Here is a 21,206-nt window from a genome sequence, read left to right as displayed (position 1 = left end):
CCGGGCGCCTGCGTGACGATCGCTCGTCAGCCCCCATTATTCGCCTTCGCTCGCGTGCTCCTTTGGAGCGGAGCGGAAAGGCTTGTCCCCGAACCACGGCCGTTGCCTGTGTGCCAGTGATTATGTGCTAGGCGCGAGTCGAACCTTTGTCATCGGTCTTGTGACACATGGGATACGATTGACCGAAACCTGTGTCGGTTGCGCAACAGACTCGGTCCGGTTGCCTCCCCGTGCCCCAGCCCTTAGAGCGCGCCCATGATCCTCTCCCGATATGAACGCATGATCGCCCGGCGCTATCTGCTGCCCGGCAAGGGGGAGGCGTTCATCCTGCTCGTTGCTGGCTTCAGCCTGGGGGCGGTGATGCTGGGCGTCGCGGCGCTCGTCATCGTTATGAGCGTGATGAACGGATTTCGCGCCGAGCTGTTCGACAAGATCGTCGGGCTGAACGGTCATGCTGTCGTCCAGGGCATCGGTGGACGCCTGCCCGACTGGCGCGATATCGTGGCGCAGGCCAAGGCCACGCCGGGGGTGACGTCGGCGGTGCCGATGATCGAGCAGCCGCTGATGTCGAGCTACAACGGGCGCGTCGAGGGCGTGCTGATCCGCGGCATGCGTACAGAGGACATCCGCGGCAACGCCTCGTTGACCGGGAACGTCGTCATGGGACGTCTGGCAAGCCTGACGCCGGGTAGCGGCCGCATCGCGATCGGCAGCCGCCTGGCCGAATCGCTGGGCGCACAAATCGGTAGCGAAGTGTCGCTCATCAGTCCGCAGGGGCAGGCCACCCCGTTCGGCACGGTGCCCCGCATCGTCAGCTACACGGTCGCGGCGATCTTCGAGATCGGCGTCTATGATTATGACAAGGCGTATGTCGTGATGCCGATCGAGGACGCACAGACCCTGTTGCTGATGGGAGACGCCGCCGGGATGGTGGAGGTGCAGACGGTGGATGCCGACAAGGTCGGCCCGATCCTTGCGCCGCTGGTCGAAAAGATCGGCAACCGCGCGGTCGTCTCCGACTGGCGGACGATGAACGCGCAACTGTTCGAAGCGCTCGCGGTGGAGCGGGTGGCGATGTTCGTCGTGCTGTGCATCATCATCCTGGTCGCCGCCTTCAACATCGCCTCGTCGCTCATCATGCTGGTGCGTTCCAAGACTCGCGACATCGCCATCCTGCGGACGATGGGGGCGACACGTAGCGCGATGATGCGGATCTTCATCACCGTGGGCTCGACGATCGGGGTTCTGGGCATCGTCGCGGGGCTGCTGCTGGGCGCGGTGTTCCTGTTTTTTCGCCAGGGAGTGGTCAACTTCGTGCAACTGGTGACGGGTCAGAACCTGTGGGATCCCTCGATCCGCTATCTTACCGAATTGCCATCCAAGCCCGATCCGGCGGAGATCGTCGCGATCGTGCTCATCGCGCTGCTGCTGACCTTCCTCGCCACGGTCTATCCGGCGTGGAAGGCGGCGAACACCGATCCGGTGCAGGTGCTGCGGTATGAGTGAGGACGCGAATGCGCCGCAGCTCATGCCGCACGGGCGGCGCGGCACGGCCGGCGCCACGGGGCGCGGCTTTGCCGCGACCGACGGCGCCGATGGGAGTGCGCCCGCCGTTCTCGAAACCCGCGGCCTCGCACGCAGCTTCACCCAGGGCGGCCAAACCATAGACGTCCTGCGCGGCATCGACCTGTCGGTTGCGCCGGGCGAGATCGTCGCGCTGGTCGGCCCGTCGGGATCGGGCAAATCCACCCTGCTCCAGGCGGTCGGCCTGCTCGAAGGCGGCTTTTCCGGCTCGATCCGCATAGCGGGTGCGGAAGCCGGATCGCTGAGCGCGCACGGGCGCACATTGGTGCGGCGCGACCGGCTCGGCTTCGTCTATCAATTCCACCACCTGCTGCCCGATTTCAACGCGATCGAGAACGTCATCCTGCCGCAGCTGATCCACGGCGCCGAGTCGGTGGCGGCGCAGGCGCGCGCGGAGACGCTGCTGAACGCGCTCGGCCTCGGCCACCGGCTCACCCACCGCCCCGCGCAACTCTCAGGCGGCGAGCAACAGCGCGTCGCGGTCGCCCGCGCGCTCGCCAACAGCCCCGCGCTGGTGCTAGCCGACGAACCGACCGGCAACCTCGACGAACATACCGCGGGGATCGTCCTGGCCGAATTCCTGCGCCTGGTGCGCGAGGAGGGGTCAGCGGCGCTGGTCGCGACGCACAACGAGCGGCTGGCCGCGCAGATGGACCGCGTGGTGCGGTTGCACGAAGGGATGCTGGCATGACCGCGATCACCGGACTCACCGTTCGCGCCGCCGATGGCAGCGATGCGCCGCTCGCCGCGCATGCGGGCAAGGTGCTGCTGATCGTCAACACCGCATCGAAATGCGGCTTCACCCCGCAATATCAGGGGCTGGAGCAACTCCACCGCGACTATGCGGAGCGCGGGTTCGCGGTGCTCGGCTTTCCGTGCAACCAGTTCGGCGCGCAGGAGCCGGGCGACGCGGCGGAGATCGCCAACTTCTGCTCGCTGACCTATGACGTCACCTTCCCGATGTTCGCGAAAGTCGACGTCAACGGCCCGGCCGCCGATCCGCTGTTCGAAACGCTGAAGGCAGCAGCGCCCGGCGTGATGGGATCGAAGGGGATCAAGTGGAATTTCACCAAGTTCCTGGTCGATCGCACCGGCAAACCCGTCGCCCGCTACGCCCCGACGACCAAGCCCGAAGCGTTGACTGCCGACATCGAACGCCTCCTCTAACCAATCCTCCCCGAACTGTGGGGGACCGCTTTCTCTAGAGTCGAACTCGACCAAGTTGATACGCGATAGCCCCTCCCCTTTAGGGGAGGGGTTGGGGTGGGGTGCTTCCGCAGGTTTATCGCTCGTGGAGAGCCCCCACCCCCAGCCCCTCCCCTGAAGGGGAGGGGAGAGCAAACTTGGCCGCGAACGACTCTAGCGATCATATGCGATTGCCCTCCTCCCCGAGCATAGCCCGGAGAGGATTAAGCGGTTCACGAATCATCCTCCCCGGCCCATACCCGCGCGATGCACTCCGGCTTCGTCCCCCTTCGCGTCTTCTCCTCGTACACCATGCTCGATGGCGCGATCGAGCCGAAGGCGATCGCCGCCCAGGCGCGCGCGCTGGGCTTTCCCGCCGCGGCGCTGACCGATCGCAACGGGCTCTATGCGGCGATGGCCTATTCCGATGCCGCGAAGAAGGCCGGGGTGCAGCCGGTCATCGGCACGATGCTGGGCGTCGCCCGTCCCGACATGCCCGAGGGCATCGCCGCGCCGCTCGACTGGCTGGCGCTCTACGCGCAGGACGCGGCCGGTTACGAAAATCTGTGCGCGCTCGTCAGCCGCGCGCATCTCGACCGCCCGATCGAACAGCCCGCGCACGTCGCCTTCGCCGATCTCGAAGGCCGCACCGCCGGGCTGATCGCATTGACCGCCGGCGGCGAGGGTGGCCTGGCGCGGCTTTTCGCCGAGGATCAACCCGGCGGTGCCGAGGCTTACGCCGACCGTTTGCAGGCGCTGTTCCCCGACCGCCTTTATATCGAGCTCGCGCGGCGCGGCGACGCGATCGAGACCGCCGCCGAAGATGCGCTGATCGACCTGGCCTATGCCCGCGACCTGCCTCTGGTCGCGACCAACCCGTGCTGCTTTGCCGAAAGCGATTTCGGCCGCGCGCATGACGCCATGCTCTGCATCGCGCATTCGACCTATGTCGAGAGCGACGACCGCCCGAAAAGCTGCCCCGAGGCCTGGATGAAACCCGCGGCCGTCATGCGCGAACTGTTCGCCGATCTGCCCGAGGCGATCGCGAACACGCTGGTCGTCGCGCAGCGCTGCGCGGTCGCCGCGCCGAACCGCAAGCCGATCCTGCCCAGTCTCGCCGGCGACGTGGCGGGCGAGGCCGAATTGCTCCGCCGCGACGCGCGCATCGGGCTGGAGGCGCGGCTTGACCGGATTTCGGCGCTGCAGGGAGAAGGCGAGGCGGGCTGGCGCGACACCTATCACGCCCGCCTCGAATTCGAACTCGACGTCATCGCGCAGATGGGTTTCCCCGGCTATTTCCTGATCGTCGCCGATTTCATCAAATGGGCGAAGGATCACGACATTCCGGTCGGTCCGGGCCGCGGTTCGGGCGCGGGATCGGTCGTCGCCTGGGCGCTGACGATCACCGATCTCGATCCGTTGAAGCTGGGGCTGCTGTTCGAGCGCTTCCTTAACCCCGAACGCGTGTCGATGCCCGATTTCGATATCGACTTTTGCGAAACCCGGCGTGGCGAGGTCATTCGCTACGTCCAGGAGAAATACGGCCGCGATCAGGTCGCGCAGATCATCACCTTCGGAAAGCTGAAGGCGCGCGCGGTGCTCAAGGATACCGGCCGCGTGCTCCAGATGAGCTACGGCCAGGTCGATCGCCTCGCCAAGCTGATCCCCAACCACCCGACCGACCCGTGGGATCTGAAGCGCGCGCTGAACGGCGTGCCCGAACTGGCGAAGGAATATGCCAACGACAATGGCGTCCGCAACCTGCTCGATCTGGCGATGCGGCTGGAGGGCCTGCCCCGCCACGCCTCGACCCACGCCGCGGGCGTCGTCATCGGTGATCGCCCGCTCGCCGAACTGGTCCCGCTCTATCGCGATCCGCGCTCGGACATGCCGGTCACCCAGTTCGACATGAAATATGTCGAGGGCGCCGGGCTGGTGAAGTTCGACTTCCTCGGCCTGAAGACGCTGTCGGTTCTGAAGAAAGCCGTGCAACTCCTTGCGAAGCGGGGGATCGTGGTCGATCTCGATGCGCTCCCGTGGGACGATTTAGCGACGTTCGAACTGATGCAGGCCGGCAACACGGTCGGTGTCTTCCAGATCGAGTCCGAGGGCATGCGGCGCACGCTGACCGCAGTGCGCCCGACGGTGTTCGAGGACATCATCGCCTTGAATGCGCTCTATCGACCCGGACCAATGGATAACATCCCGATGTTCGGGCGACGCAAGAACGGCAGCGAAGCCATTGAATACCCTCATCCTCTTCTCGAAGGAATCTTGAAGGAGACCTATGGGATCTTCGTCTATCAGGAACAGGTGATGCAAGCCGCGCAGATCCTCGCGGGCTATAGTCTCGGCGGCGCCGACCTGCTCCGCCGCGCGATGGGCAAGAAGATCAAGGCGGAGATGGACGCCCAGCGTGCCGGCTTCGTAGAAGGCTGTCTGAAGATCAACCGCATCGAGGCAGCCGAGGCCAACGCGCTGTTCGACCTGATCGACAAGTTCGCCGGCTATGGTTTCAACAAGAGTCATTCGGCCGCTTATGCCTTGCTCACCTATCAGACGGCGTGGCTGAAGGCGCATTATCCGCACGAATTCTACGCCGCCTCGATGTGCTACGACATGGGCGTCACCGACAAGCTCAACATCTTCGTCGACGACGCCCGGCGCCTGGGCGTCGCCATCACCGCCCCCGATCTCAACCGCAGCGCCGCCGAGTTCGACGTCGAGGAAGAAAACGGAGTATTATCAATACGTTATGCCTTGGGCGCGCTCAAGTCGGTGGGCGAGGGCGCGATGGAGCGGCTGATTGAAGAGCGCACAATACGCGGCACCTTCGCCAACATCGACGACCTCGCCCGCCGCGTCGATCCCCGCCTGCTGAACAAGCGCCAGCTGGAGACGCTGGCCGCGGCAGGTGCCTTCGACGGCATCGAGCCGAACCGCGCCGGCGTCCACGCCATCGCCGAGACGCTGATCGCGGTCGCGGCACGGACGCATGAGGCCAAGGCGAGCGGGCAGGGCGGGCTGTTCGGCGATGCCGAACCCGCCGGCGACGCGATCCGCCTGCCGCAGACGGCGGTCTGGTCGCTCAGCCAGCGCATGGAGCAGGAGAAAGAGGCGTTCGGCTTCTACTTCTCCGCCCATCCCGTCGACCGTCACCGGCATCTGGCGACGATGCACGGCGCGCGTGCATTCGCGGCGCTGGCCGAGCTGGCGATTCCCGATGACGGCACCCGTGCGGGCGCGACGATGGCGGTGCTCGTCGAAGATGCGAAGTGGCGGACCTCGGCACGCGGCAAGCGCTACATGATGGCGCAACTCTCCGATGCCAGCGGCCAGTTCGCCGCCACCTGCTTCGACGATGCGGTCGCCAAGGATCTGGAGGAGGCGGCACGCGCCGGCGGCTGCGGGCTGGCGACGGTTGAACTGGATCGGCGGCCCGGCGAGGATGCGCCTCGCGTCACGATCAAGCGCATACAGCCGTTCGAGACGCTGGCGTCTACCGCCCGATTCGTGATCGACGTGACCATCGACGATGCCGCCGCCTTCGCGCCACTCGCGGCGCTGCTCGACCGTCACCGGGGCGCGCGCGGCGAGGTGAGGGCGGTGGCGCCGATGGCGGACGGCGGCGCGGTCACGATGCTGCTAGGCCGCGACTTTCTGCTCGACGCGGAGCTTGCGAGCGCGATCGAAGCATTGCACGGTGTGGCTGCTGTTGCGCTGAAGACCTCCGAGACGAGGCTTGCGCTGGTCGGTTAGGTCGGGAGAGCGTGATGCTGGGTGGAATGCAGGATTTCGAACTGCGCGTACCGCGGTTGATCGACCATGCGGCGCGCGAACATGGCCGCCGGGAAATCGTCACCCGCTGGGCCGACGGCAGCGAGACGCGCACAGACTGGGCGGGCATCGATGCCGACGCACGACGCGTCGCACGGCTGCTGGAGGAATTGGGCTGCAAGCCGGGCGACCGGATTGCGACGCTGGCGATGAACCACGCGCATCATCTCGCGACCTGGTATGGCGCGATCGGCATGGGCGGGGTGATCCACACGATCAACCCGCGGCTGTTCGACGACCAACTCGTCTATATCGCCAACCATGCAGAAGACCGGGTGCTGTTCTACGACCGCGCCTTCCAGCCGATCGTCGACCGCCTGCGCGATCGCTGGACCTCGATCCAGCATTATGTCGTCATGGACGGTGACGGTCCTGACGCGTTTCGCACGATAGTCGATGCGCGCGGCGCCGATTACGCCTGGGTCGAGGGGGCGGAGCGCGAACCCTGCATGCTCTGCTATACAAGCGGCACGACAGGCAACCCCAAGGGTGTGCTCTATACCCACCGGTCCACGGTGATACACGCGATGGCCGAACTTCAGCCCGCGGTATTCGACCTTTCAGGGCGTTCGGTGGTGTTGCCGATCGTGCCGATGTTCCACGCCGCCGCCTGGGGCCTGCCATTCGCGGCAGCGGCGGCGGGCGTGAAGATCGTCTATTCCGCGGTTAACGAACCCGCGGTGCTGTGCGACCTGATGAACCGCGAGCAGGTGACACATTCGGCTGGTGTTCCAACGGTCTGGCTGGGCATGTTCTCACACATGGACAGCACTGGAGAGGCGCCGCGCCACCTGCAGCTCGTGACCATCGGCGGGTCCGCCGCCCCACGCGCGATGATAGAGAAGTTGATGCGCATGGGCATCCGCGTGAACCATGCCTGGGGGATGACCGAAACCTCCCCGATCGGTACGATGGGCGCCCGGCCGCACGATTGGGACGACCAGACCTTCGAACAGCAGGTCGATCAGGTCGCGATGCAGGGGCGGGTTCCGTTCGGGGTCGAATTGCGCATCGTCGACGAGGAGGACCGCGAGCTGCCGCGCGACGGTGTGGCGACCGGGCGGCTGCAATGCCGCGGCCCGTGGATCGTCAAACGCTATTTCCAGGCCGAGGAGGATGCGGTCGATGCCGATGGCTGGTTCGACACCGGCGACGTCGCGGCGCTCCACCCCGACGGTACGATGCAGATCACCGACCGCGCCAAGGACGTCATCAAATCCGGCGGCGAATGGATCAGTTCGGTCGAACTGGAGAATGCGGCGATGGGCTGCGAGGGCGTGGCGGAGGCGGCGGCGATCGGCGTGCCGCATCCGCGCTGGGACGAACGCCCGCTGCTGCTGGTGGTGCGCAAGCCCGGCGCCACGGTCGGCGAGGCGGAGATCGTCGCGCATCTCGGCCGGCACGTCGCCAAATGGTGGCTGCCCGATGCGATCCTGTTCGTGGATTCGCTGCCCCACACCGCGACGGGCAAGCTGCTGAAGACCGCGCTGCGCGAGCAATATGGCGATTTCCGCGTGGCGGCGGCATAGGCGAATAGCGCTTGCGCTGGCGGCCGTGGATGCGCCACCCTGTCCACTCGCAGGCGGGAGCACGGCTTGAACGGCACGATCATCCGGACCGGGACCGACGATGCCAAAGCGGTGACGCTGCCCGCACGGCCGGAGGCGCTGCGGCTCGACCCCGCCGAGACCGCGGTGGTCGTGATCGACATGCAGAATGCCTATGCCTCGCCCGGCGGCTATGTCGATCTTGCCGGGTTCGATATCGCAGGGGCCGCGGCGACGATCGGCCGGATCGCACAGGTGCTCAACACCGCGCGGGCTGCGGGCGTGCAGGTGGTGTATTTCCAGAACGGCTGGGATCCGGATTACGTTGAGGCCGGCGGGCCGGGGTCGCCCAATTGGCATAAATCAAACGCGCTCAAGCACATGCGCAAGGTTCCTGATCTGGCGGGGCAATTGCTGGCGCGCGGCGGCTGGGATTATGCGCTGGTCGATGCGCTCGCGCCGCGGCCAGGCGATATCTCGCTCCACAAGACCCGCTATTCGGCCTTCTTCAATTCGCAGCTCGACAGCGTCCTGCGCGCGCGCGGCATCCGCAACATCGTCTTCGTCGGCATCGCGACCAACGTCTGCGTCGAGTCGACGCTGCGCGACGGCTTCCACCTCGAATATTTCGGCGTGATGCTGGAGGATGCCACCCACCACCTCGGCCCGCCCGCGATGCAGGAAGCGAGCGTCTACAACGTCGAGAAATTCTTCGGCTGGATATCGACGGTCGCCGATTTCTGCAGTGCGTTCGGGCAGATTGCCAAGGATTACTAATACATGCCGTTCGAAGCGATCAACCCGCCGCAATTCCCGACCCCGATCGCGCCCTATTCGGCGGGCGCCAAGGCGGGCAACACCGTCTACATCTCGGGCGTGCTGGCGCTCGGCGAGGGTGGCGTGGTGCTCCACGTAGGCGATGCCGCGGCGCAGACCCGGCATGTGCTCGAAGTCATCAAGACGACGCTCGAGGCCGCCGGCGCGACGATGGCCGATGTCGCGATGAACCATATCTTCCTCAGAGACCTTGAGGATTACGCGGCGTTCAACGCTGTTTATGCGGAGTATTTCCCCGGCGCCAGGCCCGCCCGCTATTGCATCCGCTGCGATCTGGTCAAGCCCGACTGCCTGGTCGAGATCGCCTCGGTCGCGCATACCGGCTGATGGCGGAGGCGGACGGCCTCTATTGGGAAGATCACGGGCCGCGCGAGGCGCCGGTGCTGCTGCTGTCGAGCGGCCTGGGTGGATCGGCGAATTACTGGGCGCCGAATCTCACCGCGCTGGCGCAGGACCACCGCGTATTGCTCTACGATCACCGCGGCACCGGGCGGTCGTCGCGCGAACTCCCCGGAGACGTGACGATCGAGGCGATGGCGCGAGATGTGCCGATCCTGCTCGACGCCGCCGGGGTCGAGCGCGCCACTATCATCGGCCATGCGATCGGCGGGATGATCGGGCTGGCCGCCGCGCTGGCGACGCCGGGCCGGGTCGAGCGGTTGGTGGTCATCAACGGCTGGGCGAAGCTCGACCCGCATACCGCGCGCTGTTTCGACACCCGCCTCGCATTGCTCCGCGACAGCGGGGTGCGCGCGTTCCTGCATGCCCAGCCGCTATTCCTCTACCCCTCGGCCTGGATATCCGGCCATCATGCGCAGTTGATGGATGAGGAAGAGGCGCAATTCGCGCATTTTCCGGGCGCGGAGACGATGCAGCGGCGGATCGCGGCGGCGCGGCGGTTCGCGCCGGGCGATGCGCTGAAAGATATCGGCGTTCCGACGCTGTTCGTGGTGGCCGAAGACGACATGCTGGTGCCGCCGCATTGTTCCGGGCCGATGCGCGATGCGATACCGGGCGCGCAGATCGCGCGCATGGCGACCGGCGGCCACGCGTGCAACGTGACGCGCGCGGATCATTTCACGATGTGGCTGCTCGACTGGCTCGACGGCGAAGAGGGGTAGGTCATGCAGGTCGGTGTCTTCGTTCCCATCAACAACAACGGCTGGCTGATTTCGGAAAACGCGCCGCAATACAAACCCTCGTTCGACATGAACAAGGAGATCGCGATCCGCGCCGAGAAATACGGTCTCGATTTCCTGCTCTCGATGATAAAGCTGCGCGGCTTCGGCGGCAAAACCGAATTCTGGGAATATGGGCTGGAAAGCTTCACGCTGATGGCGGCGCTCGCCGCGGTGACGACGCGGATCAAAATCTATGCCACCTGCCCGACCCTGGTCATCCCGCCCGCCTTCGCCGCGCGGATGTGCAACACGATCGACTCGATCAGCCACGGGCGCTTCGGGCTGAACCTCATCACCGGCTGGCAGCCGCCCGAATATACGCAGATGGGCATCTGGCCGGGCGACGAGCATTTCCGCAACCGTTACAAGATGCTGGACGAATATGCGGGTGTCCTGCGCGAACTGTGGGAGACCGGCGTCTCCGACTTCAAGGGCGATTATTACCAGATGGACGACTGCCGCGTCCGGCCGCAACCGGGCGGCGAGATGAAGATCATCTGCGCAGGATCGTCTGACGAGGGCTTGGCGTTTTCGGCCAAATGGGCGGATTATGCCTTCTGCCTCGGCAAGGGCGTCAACACCCCAACCGCCTTCGCCGGCAACAACGAGCGACTGGCCCTGGCCACCGCGAAAACCGGGCGTGCCGTATCGGTATTCGTCCTCGTCATGATCATCGCTGCCGAGACCGATGAGGAAGCGACGGCGAAGTGGAAATCGTACAACGACGGCGTCGATCTCGATGCGATCGCCTGGCTGGCCGAACAGGGGGCCAAGGACACCGTCAACACGGACACCAACGTCCGCCAGCTCGCCGCGCCCGAAGGGGCGGTCAACATCAACATGGGCACGCTCGTCGGCAGCTATGAAAATGTCGCGAGGATGCTCGACGAGATGGCGACCGTACCGAACACAGGCGGCGTGTTGCTGACCTTCGACGACTTCATCGAGGGGGTGGAGGCGTTCGGCACGCGCATCCAACCGCTGATGACGTGTCGGTCGGTCGCTACCGTTTCCTGAACCCGCTTACGAAGGATGGGCTTCGGAAGCCTGCTCGTCATCCACGGCAGGTGCGCCGACGTCGTCGGTCTGCGCATTGTTGCCATAGCCGGCACCCGATTCCTCGGCTGCGGGGGGTGTGTTCTCGATCTTCGGGTCGGGCATGATCTTGCTCCTTCGTCGGGAGAACCCCGCTGGGCGCGGAAGGTTCAGAACAGTTCGCCCTGCGGCCCGGCAGGCGGTCGGAACAAGTCGGTGCGCAGGACGATACGGTCCCGGTTCAGGCCATGTTTTCGGCATGCCATGCGAAAGCGGGTTCGGAGCAGATCGGCCCAGGGACCGCTGCCCTGCATCCGCGTGAAGAACGCCGGATCGTTGTCGCGCCCGCCGCGCAACGAAGCGATCGTCGCCATCACCTTTGCGGCGCGATCGGGAAAATGCTCATCGAGCCATGCGCGGAACAGTGGCGCGACCTCCCAGGGCAGACGCACGGGAATGAAGAACGCCGCCCTTGCGCCGGCCTTGGCCGCGCGCTCAATCAGATGCTCGATCTCGTGATCGGTGATCGCGGGAATTACCGGCGCGATCGAAACCTGCACCGGTATGCCTGCGTCGGCCAGCGTGCGCACCGCAGCCAGCCGGTGCTCAGGCGTCGGCGCACGGGGTTCGACCGTTGCAGCAATATGGCGGTCGAGCGAGGTGATCGAGAGAGTGACCGTTGCCAGCCCCTTCGCCGCCATCGGTGCAAGAAGATCCAGATCGCGCACCACGCGATCCGATTTGGTCGTGATGCACAAGGGGTGGTTGGTTTCGGCAAGCACTTCGATGATACCGCGAGCCACCCGCCATTCTGCTTCGATCGGCTGATAGGGGTCGGTGTTGGTTCCCAATGCCATGGGCGCGACTTGGTATCCCGGACGACGGAGTTCGCCGCCCAGCAACGCAGCCGCATCGGGCTTGGCGAACAGGCGGCTTTCGAAATCCAGGCCTGGCGATAGATCGTGAAATGCGTGGCTCGGACGCGCGAAACAATAGATGCAGCCGTGTTCGCAGCCGCGATAAGGATTGATTGACCGATCGAACGGTACATCGGGCGACGTGTTGCGGCTGATGATGGTTTTGGGCTTCTCGACCGTGACCGTCGTGCGCAGCCGCGATGGTGCACCGTCGATCACCTCGCGCACGTCCAACCAATCGCCATCCACTTCTGTCTGAGGCAGGTTGAAGCGTCGGCTATCGTCATTGAGCGTTGCGCCGCGAGAGGGCCGATTCTTCATCGTGAGATCGTGTAAAAGTCACGAGAACAAAGCAAGAACTATCATAATGATGCGACTCGATCGCAAATTCATTGACAGTGAGAACTACTCGCAATAGCAGCGGCACTCGAAAAGGGGTTCCGCATGTCCACGAATACGACTTCCTTCCTCGCACTTTCGTGCGTGGGGTTCATCGCTACCGCACCTGCGCATGCAGCCGATCCGGCCCCGCAGCGCTATGGCGAGCCGGAGCGCACCGATGTCATCGTGGAGGGCCTGAGAAAAGATGGCGGTCCCAAGCAGGTTGCGCCACTGATCGATACGCCGCGATCGATCGTCGTGGTGCCCAGGGAAGTGATCGAACAGACTGGATCGACGACGCTGCAGGACGCGTTGCGGACCGTGCCCGGCATCACCTTCGGCGCGGCCGAGGGCGGCAACCCGATCGGTGACCGGCCCTTCATCCGAGGCTTCGACAGCCAGGGCAGCACGTTCCTGGATGGGGTACGCGACGTCGGTGCGCAAAGCCGAGAGGTGTTCGCGGTCGAAAGCATCCAGGTCGTGCGCGGGTCCGACTCGACGCTGGGCGGCCGCGGTTCGGCTGGGGGGACGCTCAACATCACGTCCAAGCTGCCGGAGGCGGGCACGTTCGCCAGCGGCGCGATCAGCTATGGCAGCGCCGATCTTAAGCGGGCGACCGCCGACGTGAACGTCGCTTTGGGCGATCAGGTCGCGGTGCGGGTCAACGGCATGTGGCACGATCAGGACGTGGCCGGACGCGATGCCCTGTTCCAGAAGCGCTGGGGCGTCGCACCGTCCATCACCATCGGCGTCGGCGGACCGACCCGGCTGACGGCGATGTATTACCACCTTCATACCGACGAACTGCCAGACAGCGGCTTTCCTTACGCGTATGTCGCAAGCGCATCGGTCAACGCGACGCCCACGGGCAGTGCCGGCTTGCTCTATGGCAACCCTGCGGTGGGCCAGTTCACGACGGCATCGGGCCGCAGCGGATATATCTCGCCCGACAATTTCTACGGGCTAGTCAATCGCGATTTCCGCAAGACCGATGTCGATCAGGCGACGCTCAGGGCGGAGCATGATTTCGGCGGCGTCGTTCTGCGCAATACCGCACGCTACAGCTTCACCAACCAGCGTTATATCTTCACCCAGCCGGACGATAGCCAGGCCAACGTGTTCGGCATCCCCGCAGGCAACCGTAACGTCGGCGCGCTGCCGGGCGGGAGGTTCAACGATTATGCTGGCGGTGGGCGGGTGTGGCGCCGGGCGAATACCCGGTTCGGGACGACCGAGAGCGTGGTGGATCAGCTTGATCTGTCCGGCAAGTTCAACACGGGCGGCATCGCGCATAGTTTCGCCACCGGCGCCGAGATCGCCTGGCAGGATGCCGAACGCAACGCGTATGTCGTAAACACCGGCGTCAATAACGCGAGCGGCGGCCTGCGCTGCGGCACGGCACCGGGCACCGCGCCCTACAATTGCGCCGATCTGTTCAGCCCGAACCCGAACGACCCCTGGGTCAATTATGTTGCCGGTGCTGCCGTCGTCGCGACCCCCGTCGCCAAGGCGGCGAGCGGTTTGGGCACGATTACGGAGAGCCGGACGCGTGCGGTCTATGCCTTCGACAGTATCACGATCGCGGCGCCGCTGATCCTGAACCTGGGCGCGCGCTGGGAGGAGTTCAGCTCGCGCGTCAAGCTGCCGGTGGTGAGCGATCTGCGGCCCGAGGTCAGCCGCAAGGACGATTTCGTCACCTATCAGGTCGGCGTCGTGCTCAAGCCGACCGCCAACACCAGCATCTACGGCTCGATCGCGACTTCGGCGACTCCGCCCAACAGTCTGGTCGGTGAGGGTCAGGAGGCGAACGGGCTGGGCACCGTCGCGGGGGCGCTCGGGCAAGCGGCGATCGACGCCCTGCGCGTCGAGCGTTCGAAGTCCTATGAGATCGGCGCCAAGGCCGACCTGTTCGGCCAGCGCCTGGCGCTTACCGCCGCGATCTTCCGCACGGAGACCAGGAATGCGCGGGTGACGAGCGACGCGAATACGGTGACGTTCATCGGCGAGCGGCGGGTCGACGGTGTCGAGATCGGCTTCAACGGCCGCATTCTGCCGCAGTGGAGCATATTCGGCGGCTACACCTATCTCGATGCCGAGATCGTCGACGGCGGTTTTACGGCATTCGTGCTGCCGGCAGGCGGCGGGGTCGCGGCACGTACCGTGCTCCAAACCTCGGTCAACACCGGCAAGCAATTCCCGCAGAGCGCCAAGCACAGCCTGTCGATCTGGACCGGCTACGACATCGGCCGGTTCAACATCGGCGGCGGCGCCTTCTACACCAGCCGCGTGTTCGGCGGCTACGCCGACAATCGCTACGTTTCGGGAACGGGCGCGACTGCGGTCGTCGTGCCGGCTACAGTGGTGCTGGCGCGATCGGTGCCGAGCTATTGGCGGTTCGATGCGCGTGCCGGCGTGAAGATCAGCGACCGGTTGGAACTGGCGGTCAACATCCAGAACCTCACGGACAAGCGCTACTTCAGCCAAGCCTATAGTTCGCATTATGCCACGATCGCGCCGGGGCGCAGCGGCTTTGCGACGCTGACCGCGCGGTATTGATGATGTCTGTGCTTGCGCTCGATCCCGAAACCATCGCTGCCCGGCTGGCGGGATCGGCGGACGAGCGCGAGCAGTTGATCCGTGCGGGCGCCGAGGCCGGGGTGGCGGAGGCGCAGGCGGTTTGGGGGCAGATGCTGCTCGACCGCGGGGAGGCAGCAGTGGCGCTTGGGTGGTTCGTCAAGGCGGCGGCGCAGCATCATCTGATGGCGCTCAACATGGTCGGGCGCTGTTACGATCTCGGCTGGGGCACCCTGCCTGACAAGTGCCGTGCGGCCGAATGCTATCGGGTCGCGGCCGAGCGCGGGCTAGACTGGGCGATGTACAATTATGCGACGCTGCTGGCGATGGGCGAAGGCGTGGAGCAGGATCGCCATGCAGCGTTGCAGTGGCTGGAGAAAGCCGCGGCGCTGGGCAATGCCAAGGCGATGAACTTCGTCGGAAGCTTCGCCGAAGACGGCTGGGCGTGCGACCGCGACCTGACGCGTGCGGCTGCCATGTATGCGCTTGCAGCCGAGGGGGGCGACTTTCGCGGTTGTTTCAACCATGCGCGGCTGCTGGCGGCTGCCGGACGCATCGACGAGGCGCTGGCGTGGCTGCGCCGTGCGGGCGAGACGGCGACGCCGGCGTTCGTCGCACAGGCGATCCGCTATCTGGAAGCAGATCCGGTGCTCGGAGCAGCCGGGGCCGATGCCATGCGGCAGGGTGCCACGTGCTGATCGAAATCCCGCAAGTTCTGGATGCGACCGAGGTCGCCCGCGTGCGCGGCATCATCGACGCGGCTGCATGGGTGGATGGCAACGCCACCTCGGGCAGCCAATCCGCGCTCGCCAAGGATAATGCGCAGCTGCCCGAGGATGGCGTCGCGGCGGCCGAGGCCGGGCGGATCGTGCTCGACGCGCTCGGCCGTTCGGCGCTGTTCATCGCGGCCGCGCTGCCGCTCAAGGTCTTTCCGCCACTGTTCAACCGTTACGCGGGTGGTCAGGCGTTCGGCACCCATGTCGACACGGCCGTGCGGGTGCGCCGCGGGACCGACTTTCGCATCCGGGCCGATCTGTCGGCGACCATCTTCCTGGAAGACCCGAACGCCTATGACGGCGGCGACCTCATCGTCGAAGGCGCGTTCGGCGAGCAATCCGTCAAGCTGCCCGCCGGGCACATGATCCTCTATCCGGCGTCCAGCCTTCACCGCGTGGCGCCGGTTACCCGCGGTACACGCCTGGCATCGTTCTTCTGGGTGCAGTCGATGGTGCGCGATGATGGTGCACGCCGCATCCTGTTCGATCTGGATCGCGGGGTACAGGCCGTGGCGTCCTTACAGGGACAGGGCGATCCTGCGACGGTGCAGCTGACCGGCGTGTACCACAACCTCCTCCGGCGCTGGGCCGACGTCTGAACGGCCGGCCGCGCAGATGAGAAGGTCGTAAGTTGTCGCTATTACCCAGCGCGCGTTGGACACCTGCTGCCCGTGGCCCATGTCTTCCATCGCCGGTGTGCGTTGCGCTTCGCGCACCGCCCGGGCAAATGCCATATGACAAGAATGGGTGATGCAATGTTCCGATCTATCCTGCTGGCCGCTACGATCCTTGCAGCGGCGCCTCTGCTCGCGCAGACCGGGCCGATGACCGAAACCGATCCGCACATCTGGCTGGAAGACAAGGACGGGGCCAAGGCGCTCGCCTGGGTCGAGGCCGAGAACGCCACGAGCCTGCCGCGACTCCAGAACGATCCGCGATACAAGCGCTTCTACGCAGACGCGCTTGCGATTTCCTCGGCGGAGGACCGGATTCCGATGCCCGAGCAGCGCTATGGCCGCATCTACAACTTCTGGCGCGATTCGGCACATCCGCAAGGCGTCTGGCGCTGGACTACCGAGGCCGATTACGCGAATGCCGCGCCGAAATGGACGGTCGCGATCGACCTCGATGCGCTCGGCAAGGCTGAGGGCAAGCAGTGGGTCTGGAAAGGTGCGATCTGTCTTCAGCCCGAGGAGCGGCTGTGCCTGGTCGCGCTGTCGGCGGGCGGTGAGGATGCGGTCAGCTATCGCGAGTTCGACCTGGAGCCAGGGCGGTTCGTCACCGGCGGGTTCGACCTGCCGACCTCCAAGCATGAGGTGACCTGGGTCGATCGCGATACCCTGCTGGTGGCGCGGGACTGGGGGGCGGGCACGCTGACCAAATCCAGCTATCCCTTCGTCGTCAAGATGGTGAAGCGCGGCCAATCGCTCGACGCCGCGACGGAGGTCTTCCGCGGCGATGTGACCGACGTTGGTGCGGGAGCGACGACGTTCACCGATGCGAAGGGCAACCGCCTGATCGTGATCGAACGGCGACGGACCTTCTTCGAAGGCGACAAGCTGGTCTGGTCGCCTGCCGGGGTGACGCCGGTGGCGATGCCGGCGCGTGCCTTCCCGGTGGGGCTGGTCGATGGTCGGGTGGTGTTCACGACCAGCGATGCCTGGGGTGACGTGCCCGCCGGCGGGGTGGCATGGATGCCGGTCGATGAGTTCCGAAAGGGCCATGGCAAGCCGCGGCTGCTGTTCGCGCCGGGGCCGCGGCAGGCGATCGAGGGGGTATCGGTCACGCAATCGAGGGTGATCCTGGACTATAGCGACAACGTCCGGGGCCGAACGATGGTGATGGCGCCGGCCGGGCAGGGCTGGACCCGCCGCGATGTCGTGCTGCCCGACAATGCCGCGATCGCGGTCGCCAGCACGACGGATCGCAGCGACCGTGCCTATATGAGCGTCACGGGCTTTCTGACGCCCACGCAGCTGGTCACGCTCGACGCCGCCGGCACCGCTGCGCCGCAGGTCGTCAAGGCGCTGCCCGCCAAGTTCGACGCGTCCACCCATGTGGTCGATCAGTTCGAGGCGGTGTCGAGCGACGGCACGAAGATCCCCTATTTCATCGTCCACCGCCGCGACATCGCGCTCGACGGCTCCACGCCGACGATCATGACCGCTTACGGCGGTTTCCAGCTGTCGCGGACCCCCGCCTATTCGGGGATCACCGGCAAGCTGTGGCTGGAGAAGGGCGGCAGCTTCGTCCTCGCCAACATTCGCGGCGGCGGCGAGTTCGGTCCGGCGTGGCACGACGCCGGCCGCAAGACCAAGCGGCAGATCATCTACGACGATTTCGCGGCAGTCGGCCGGGATCTGATCGCGCGGCGGCTGACCAGCGCGGCGAAGCTGGGCATCTATGGCGGCTCCAACGGCGGGCTGCTGATGGGGGTGGAGTTCAACCAGCATCCCGAACTCTGGAAGGCGGTGACGATCGCGGTGCCGCTGCTCGACATGATTCGCTACGAACGGATCGCGGCGGGGGCGTCCTGGGTCGATGAATATGGATCGGTCGACGTGCCCGAGGAACGTGCGTTTCTCCAGACGATCTCGCCCTATCACAATTTGAAGAAGGGCGTCGCTTACCCCGAGCCGTATATCTGGACGACGACCAAGGACGACCGCGTCGGGCCGCAGCATGCGCGCAAGTTCGCGGCGCGGATGAAGGACTTGGGGCTGCCGTATCTGTTCTACGAGGACACCGCCGGCGGCCATTCGGGGGACGCCGACATCGCCCAGGGAGCAAGGTTGCAGGCTTTGCAGATGACGTATTTCGCACAGAAGCTGATCGGGCCGGCGCCGGCGGATGCGGCGCAAAACGGGACGGGGAACTAGCGCCGCGGCAAAACGCTTGTTGCGGCGCAGCACTACGCGATAGGAGGCGGCGATGCAGACCAACGACGCAGCGACGGCCCCGCCGCCTCCGCCCCCCGCTTCGACGCCGATCATCTTCGAGGCGATCGTGAAGCAGCATTGCGTCGCCGCGACCTACAATCGCGGCGAGGTGATCTTGGCGCCGCACGTGATCTACACCCGCCACGGCGAGCTTCATATCGACGCGGTGACGATCGAGCGCGACGGCAAGCCGCCCAAGGAGGTGAAGCTGGGCACGTTCAAGCTCGTCGGCCTGGGTGCGGTGCGGCTTACGCCCCGGCGGTTCGAGCGCAATCCGCTGTTCGCGTCCAAGGACGAAAAATATCAGGATGGCCTGCTGATGGCAGTGGAGGGGTAGGCTCCACCGCCACGCAGGCTCAGCGGCAGCGGATCTGCGACTGGTTCTGGTCGACCGATCTGCCCGCGAGCGCACCGGCCGCGCCGCCGAGCAGGGTGCCGACGATCCGCGACCGACCGCCGTCGATGACGTTGCCCAGGATACCGCCCGCAGCACCGCCGAGGACCAGCCCGGTCGTGCCGTCGCTGCGGCGGCAATAATAGCGGCCGTCCTGCCCGGCATAGACGCGGTCCTCGGGTGAGAGGACGCGCTCCTGATAATTCGGGCCGCTGCGATAATAACGCGCCGCGTCGTAACCGTTCTCGTCGCGATCGTCGTCTTCGCTGTAGCGATCGGGCGCCTGGCGATACTGGCCGTTGTCATAGGCCGGATCGGCATAACCGCCGCGTGGCGCGATGCCGCGGTGGCGTTCGAACTCCTGGCGATAGAGCGCCAGTTCGCGATCGAAGCGCGCCTGCGCCTGCGCCCAGCGCGCATCGGCGGCGCGGCTTTGCGCGGCGGCCGGGGCGGTGGCGAGGGTGAGACAGGCGGCGAGGGTGAGGCCGGCGGCGCGAAAACTCGGGAACATGGTGGACGATCCTCTGCTGGCCCCGAACGACGAGGCATGCCGGGTCATACGCGGGCGATCCGAGACGGTTCCTGAACGGCTGGTCCGCTGCGCGCCGAACGCTTGCGCAAAGGTAACGAAGGTAACGGTGATTCATACGCACGCGTGGATGAAGCGTTGGATTATGGCGGCGGCGGCGCGAACGGATCGCGCGCACGGATGGCGGCGATGACAAGCCGGTCGTTATAGGTGCGATATTCCCCCACCTGCCGCCCCCGATAGAAGACCGGGCGCGCGACGCCGTGGATCGCGCGCTCGATCGCGGTGTCGAGCGACCGCTGCCTGCCCGAGTCGATGGCGGTGTTCCATGCGTCGGCAAAGGAGCCGGCGCCCGCGCGCTTGAGCAGCGCATAGGCGGACTTGGCGCTCATCCCGACCGCCTTGGCCGCGGCGGCGACGACGCCGCACCGGGCGAGCTGTTCGATAAACTCCCGCTGCCTGGCGGGCGTCCACCCGTCATGGCGCGCGGTGGCGGTGGCGACGGGGGTGAAGGCGAGGGGGTCTTGCGGATGGGTCATCCGGGCCGTCTGCCGGGGTGATGGCTTGTAGGACAGTGGGAATTTTGCAGGTTGGTGGCGGGACAGTGATGTTATTGTGAGGTGCCGGGAATAGCAAACCGGATGTTCGAGAGTGGCGCGGTGGCAGTCTTGCCGTGCCGCTGGTAAGCATCTGTCGCCAAACGCGCTGTTTCAGCCCTAGTAAAAGGAGGCACGAATTTCCGTCAAGCTGCATCCGAGCATAGCCATGCATCCAGGCGCATGGCTGCGTAGCGAGATCGTCGAGCCGCATGGCTTGTCGGTAACCAACGCCGCGGCCAAGCTGCACGTCACGCGGCAGGCGATGAGCAATCTGCTGGGTGGCCGCGCGGGGCTGTCTGCGGAGATGGCTATTCGGTTCGAGAAGGCGTTTGGGCTGAGTGCGGATACGCTGATGCGGATGCAGGCGGCGTATGACTTGGCGCAGGTGCGCATGCGTGAGGGGGCCATTGCTGTGGAGCGTGTGGCTGCGTAATTGAAGCGCCTCCATCACAAGTTTCGGACAGGTGAAGCGTGCCGAGAAATTACAGTCACACCGATTGCTTCGAGTTCTTCGGAACTATTCCGAGGGAATACGCGGTGGAGTTGGTCCGGTAGAAGTACGGACGGCAAAACCGTTGCGGTGACGTTGTGGCAAGACCGATTCGAGGATCAAGGCCGAATCTATCGGAGCTGGAAAACGGATCGCCCAGGAGAATGGCGGTCGCGACCTGGGTTTACGGAGTTGATGGAAAATCTTACTCATGCCCGCGACCACTTAGAGCATGATGACCTTGGATTGACTTACTTCGGTTCGTCCTGAGGAGGGACTGAGCGCAGGCGAAGGCCCGTCTCGAAGGACAGTGGGTCTCACCTGTCCTTCGAGACGCCGCTTCGACTTCGCTCAGCGGCTCCTCAGGACGAACGGATCGGTATCAAGTCATCGCGCTCTAG

19 protein-coding genes are annotated in these 21,206 nt (G+C 65.6%); 15 read left to right on the top strand and 4 right to left on the bottom strand.

Annotated elements, in window-relative coordinates; genetic code table 11:
• Positions 1-255 precede the first annotated feature (255 nt).
• The 9 genes from VF643_RS10535 to rutA all read left to right on the top strand — a co-directional run bounded on the left by VF643_RS10535 (position 256) and on the right by rutA (position 11,188).
• Positions 256-1,506: a lipoprotein-releasing ABC transporter permease subunit gene (locus VF643_RS10535; RefSeq protein WP_331043346.1), complete on the top strand. Its 1,251-nt coding sequence runs from the start codon at positions 256-258 to the stop codon at positions 1,504-1,506.
• Positions 1,499-2,275 (top strand): ABC transporter ATP-binding protein, encoded by a 777-nt coding sequence (locus VF643_RS10530; RefSeq protein WP_331043345.1) that lies wholly within the window; start codon positions 1,499-1,501, stop codon positions 2,273-2,275. The genes VF643_RS10535 and VF643_RS10530 overlap by 8 nt, the downstream gene beginning before the upstream one ends.
• Entirely contained in the window at positions 2,272-2,751 is a 480-nt protein-coding gene (locus tag VF643_RS10525) for a glutathione peroxidase (protein WP_331043344.1), read from the top strand. Before VF643_RS10530 ends, VF643_RS10525 begins: the two co-directional genes overlap by 4 nt.
• A 285-nt stretch (positions 2,752-3,036) precedes the next feature.
• Entirely contained in the window at positions 3,037-6,528 is a 3,492-nt protein-coding gene (gene dnaE, locus VF643_RS10520) for a DNA polymerase III subunit alpha (protein ID WP_331043343.1), read from the top strand.
• A gap of 14 nt (positions 6,529-6,542) precedes the next feature.
• Positions 6,543-8,135: a long-chain fatty acid--CoA ligase gene (locus VF643_RS10515; protein WP_331043342.1), complete on the top strand. Its 1,593-nt coding sequence runs from the start codon at positions 6,543-6,545 to the stop codon at positions 8,133-8,135.
• Positions 8,136-8,201: 66 nt separating this feature from the next.
• A complete protein-coding gene (rutB, locus tag VF643_RS10510; protein WP_331043341.1) occupies positions 8,202-8,930 on the top strand; it encodes a pyrimidine utilization protein B in 729 nt (242 codons plus the stop codon).
• 3 nt (positions 8,931-8,933) lie between these two features.
• Positions 8,934-9,317, top strand: coding sequence for a pyrimidine utilization protein C (gene rutC, locus VF643_RS10505; protein WP_331043340.1), 384 nt, complete (start codon positions 8,934-8,936; stop codon positions 9,315-9,317).
• Positions 9,317-10,111 carry a pyrimidine utilization protein D gene (rutD, locus tag VF643_RS10500; protein ID WP_331043339.1) on the top strand — a complete coding sequence of 265 codons (795 nt, stop codon included), beginning with the start codon at positions 9,317-9,319 and terminating at the stop codon, positions 10,109-10,111. Before rutC ends, rutD begins: the two co-directional genes overlap by 1 nt.
• Positions 10,112-10,114: 3 nt before the next feature.
• Complete coding sequence (rutA, locus tag VF643_RS10495) at positions 10,115-11,188, top strand: pyrimidine utilization protein A (RefSeq protein ID WP_331043338.1); 1,074 nt, start codon at positions 10,115-10,117, stop codon at positions 11,186-11,188.
• A gap of 6 nt (positions 11,189-11,194) precedes the next feature.
• On the opposite strand, the gene VF643_RS10490 is transcribed toward rutA, so the two are convergent.
• Both VF643_RS10490 and VF643_RS10485 read right to left on the bottom strand, forming a co-directional pair.
• A complete protein-coding gene (locus VF643_RS10490; RefSeq protein WP_331043337.1) occupies positions 11,195-11,332 on the bottom strand; it encodes a hypothetical protein in 138 nt (45 codons plus the stop codon).
• A 44-nt stretch (positions 11,333-11,376) separates the two neighbouring features.
• Positions 11,377-12,444, bottom strand: a complete 1,068-nt coding sequence (locus VF643_RS10485; RefSeq protein ID WP_331043336.1) for a PA0069 family radical SAM protein — start codon at positions 12,442-12,444, stop codon at positions 11,377-11,379.
• A 123-nt stretch (positions 12,445-12,567) separates the two neighbouring features.
• Here VF643_RS10485 and VF643_RS10480 point away from each other — a divergent pair, with 123 nt between their 5' ends.
• From VF643_RS10480 to VF643_RS10460, 5 genes are all read left to right on the top strand, one after another.
• Positions 12,568-15,060, top strand: a complete 2,493-nt coding sequence (locus VF643_RS10480; RefSeq protein WP_331043335.1) for a TonB-dependent receptor — start codon at positions 12,568-12,570, stop codon at positions 15,058-15,060.
• Positions 15,060-15,776, top strand: coding sequence for a tetratricopeptide repeat protein (locus tag VF643_RS10475; protein ID WP_331043334.1), 717 nt, complete (start codon positions 15,060-15,062; stop codon positions 15,774-15,776). Before VF643_RS10480 ends, VF643_RS10475 begins: the two co-directional genes overlap by 1 nt.
• Positions 15,770-16,453: a Fe2+-dependent dioxygenase gene (locus VF643_RS10470; protein WP_331043333.1), complete on the top strand. Its 684-nt coding sequence runs from the start codon at positions 15,770-15,772 to the stop codon at positions 16,451-16,453. Before VF643_RS10475 ends, VF643_RS10470 begins: the two co-directional genes overlap by 7 nt.
• Positions 16,454-16,609: 156 nt before the next feature.
• The gene (locus VF643_RS10465) at positions 16,610-18,733 is read left to right on the top strand and encodes a prolyl oligopeptidase family serine peptidase (protein WP_331043332.1); all 2,124 of its coding nucleotides are present in this window, start codon (positions 16,610-16,612) and stop codon (positions 18,731-18,733) included.
• Positions 18,734-18,785: 52 nt separating this feature from the next.
• Positions 18,786-19,130 carry a hypothetical protein gene (locus tag VF643_RS10460; protein WP_331043331.1) on the top strand — a complete coding sequence of 115 codons (345 nt, stop codon included), beginning with the start codon at positions 18,786-18,788 and terminating at the stop codon, positions 19,128-19,130.
• A gap of 19 nt (positions 19,131-19,149) precedes the next feature.
• Here VF643_RS10460 and VF643_RS10455 read toward each other — a convergent pair whose 3' ends face one another.
• Both VF643_RS10455 and VF643_RS10450 read right to left on the bottom strand, forming a co-directional pair.
• The gene (locus VF643_RS10455; protein WP_331043330.1) at positions 19,150-19,698 is read right to left on the bottom strand and encodes a glycine zipper 2TM domain-containing protein; all 549 of its coding nucleotides are present in this window, start codon (positions 19,696-19,698) and stop codon (positions 19,150-19,152) included.
• A gap of 161 nt (positions 19,699-19,859) precedes the next feature.
• Positions 19,860-20,255 (bottom strand): hypothetical protein, encoded by a 396-nt coding sequence (locus VF643_RS10450; RefSeq protein WP_331043329.1) that lies wholly within the window; start codon positions 20,253-20,255, stop codon positions 19,860-19,862.
• Between the two features lie 226 nt (positions 20,256-20,481).
• On the opposite strand from VF643_RS10450, the gene VF643_RS10445 reads away from it, so the two are divergent.
• Positions 20,482-20,748 carry a HigA family addiction module antitoxin gene (locus VF643_RS10445; RefSeq protein WP_414713841.1) on the top strand — a complete coding sequence of 89 codons (267 nt, stop codon included), beginning with the start codon at positions 20,482-20,484 and terminating at the stop codon, positions 20,746-20,748.
• Positions 20,749-21,206 lie beyond the last annotated feature (458 nt).

The organism is Sphingomonas sp. (genome assembly GCF_036387595.1).
Classification (GTDB): Bacteria; Pseudomonadota; Alphaproteobacteria; order Sphingomonadales; family Sphingomonadaceae; genus Sphingomonas.
Note: the sequence above shows the minus strand (reverse complement) of the source record. Positions and strands in the feature narration are given on the sequence as shown.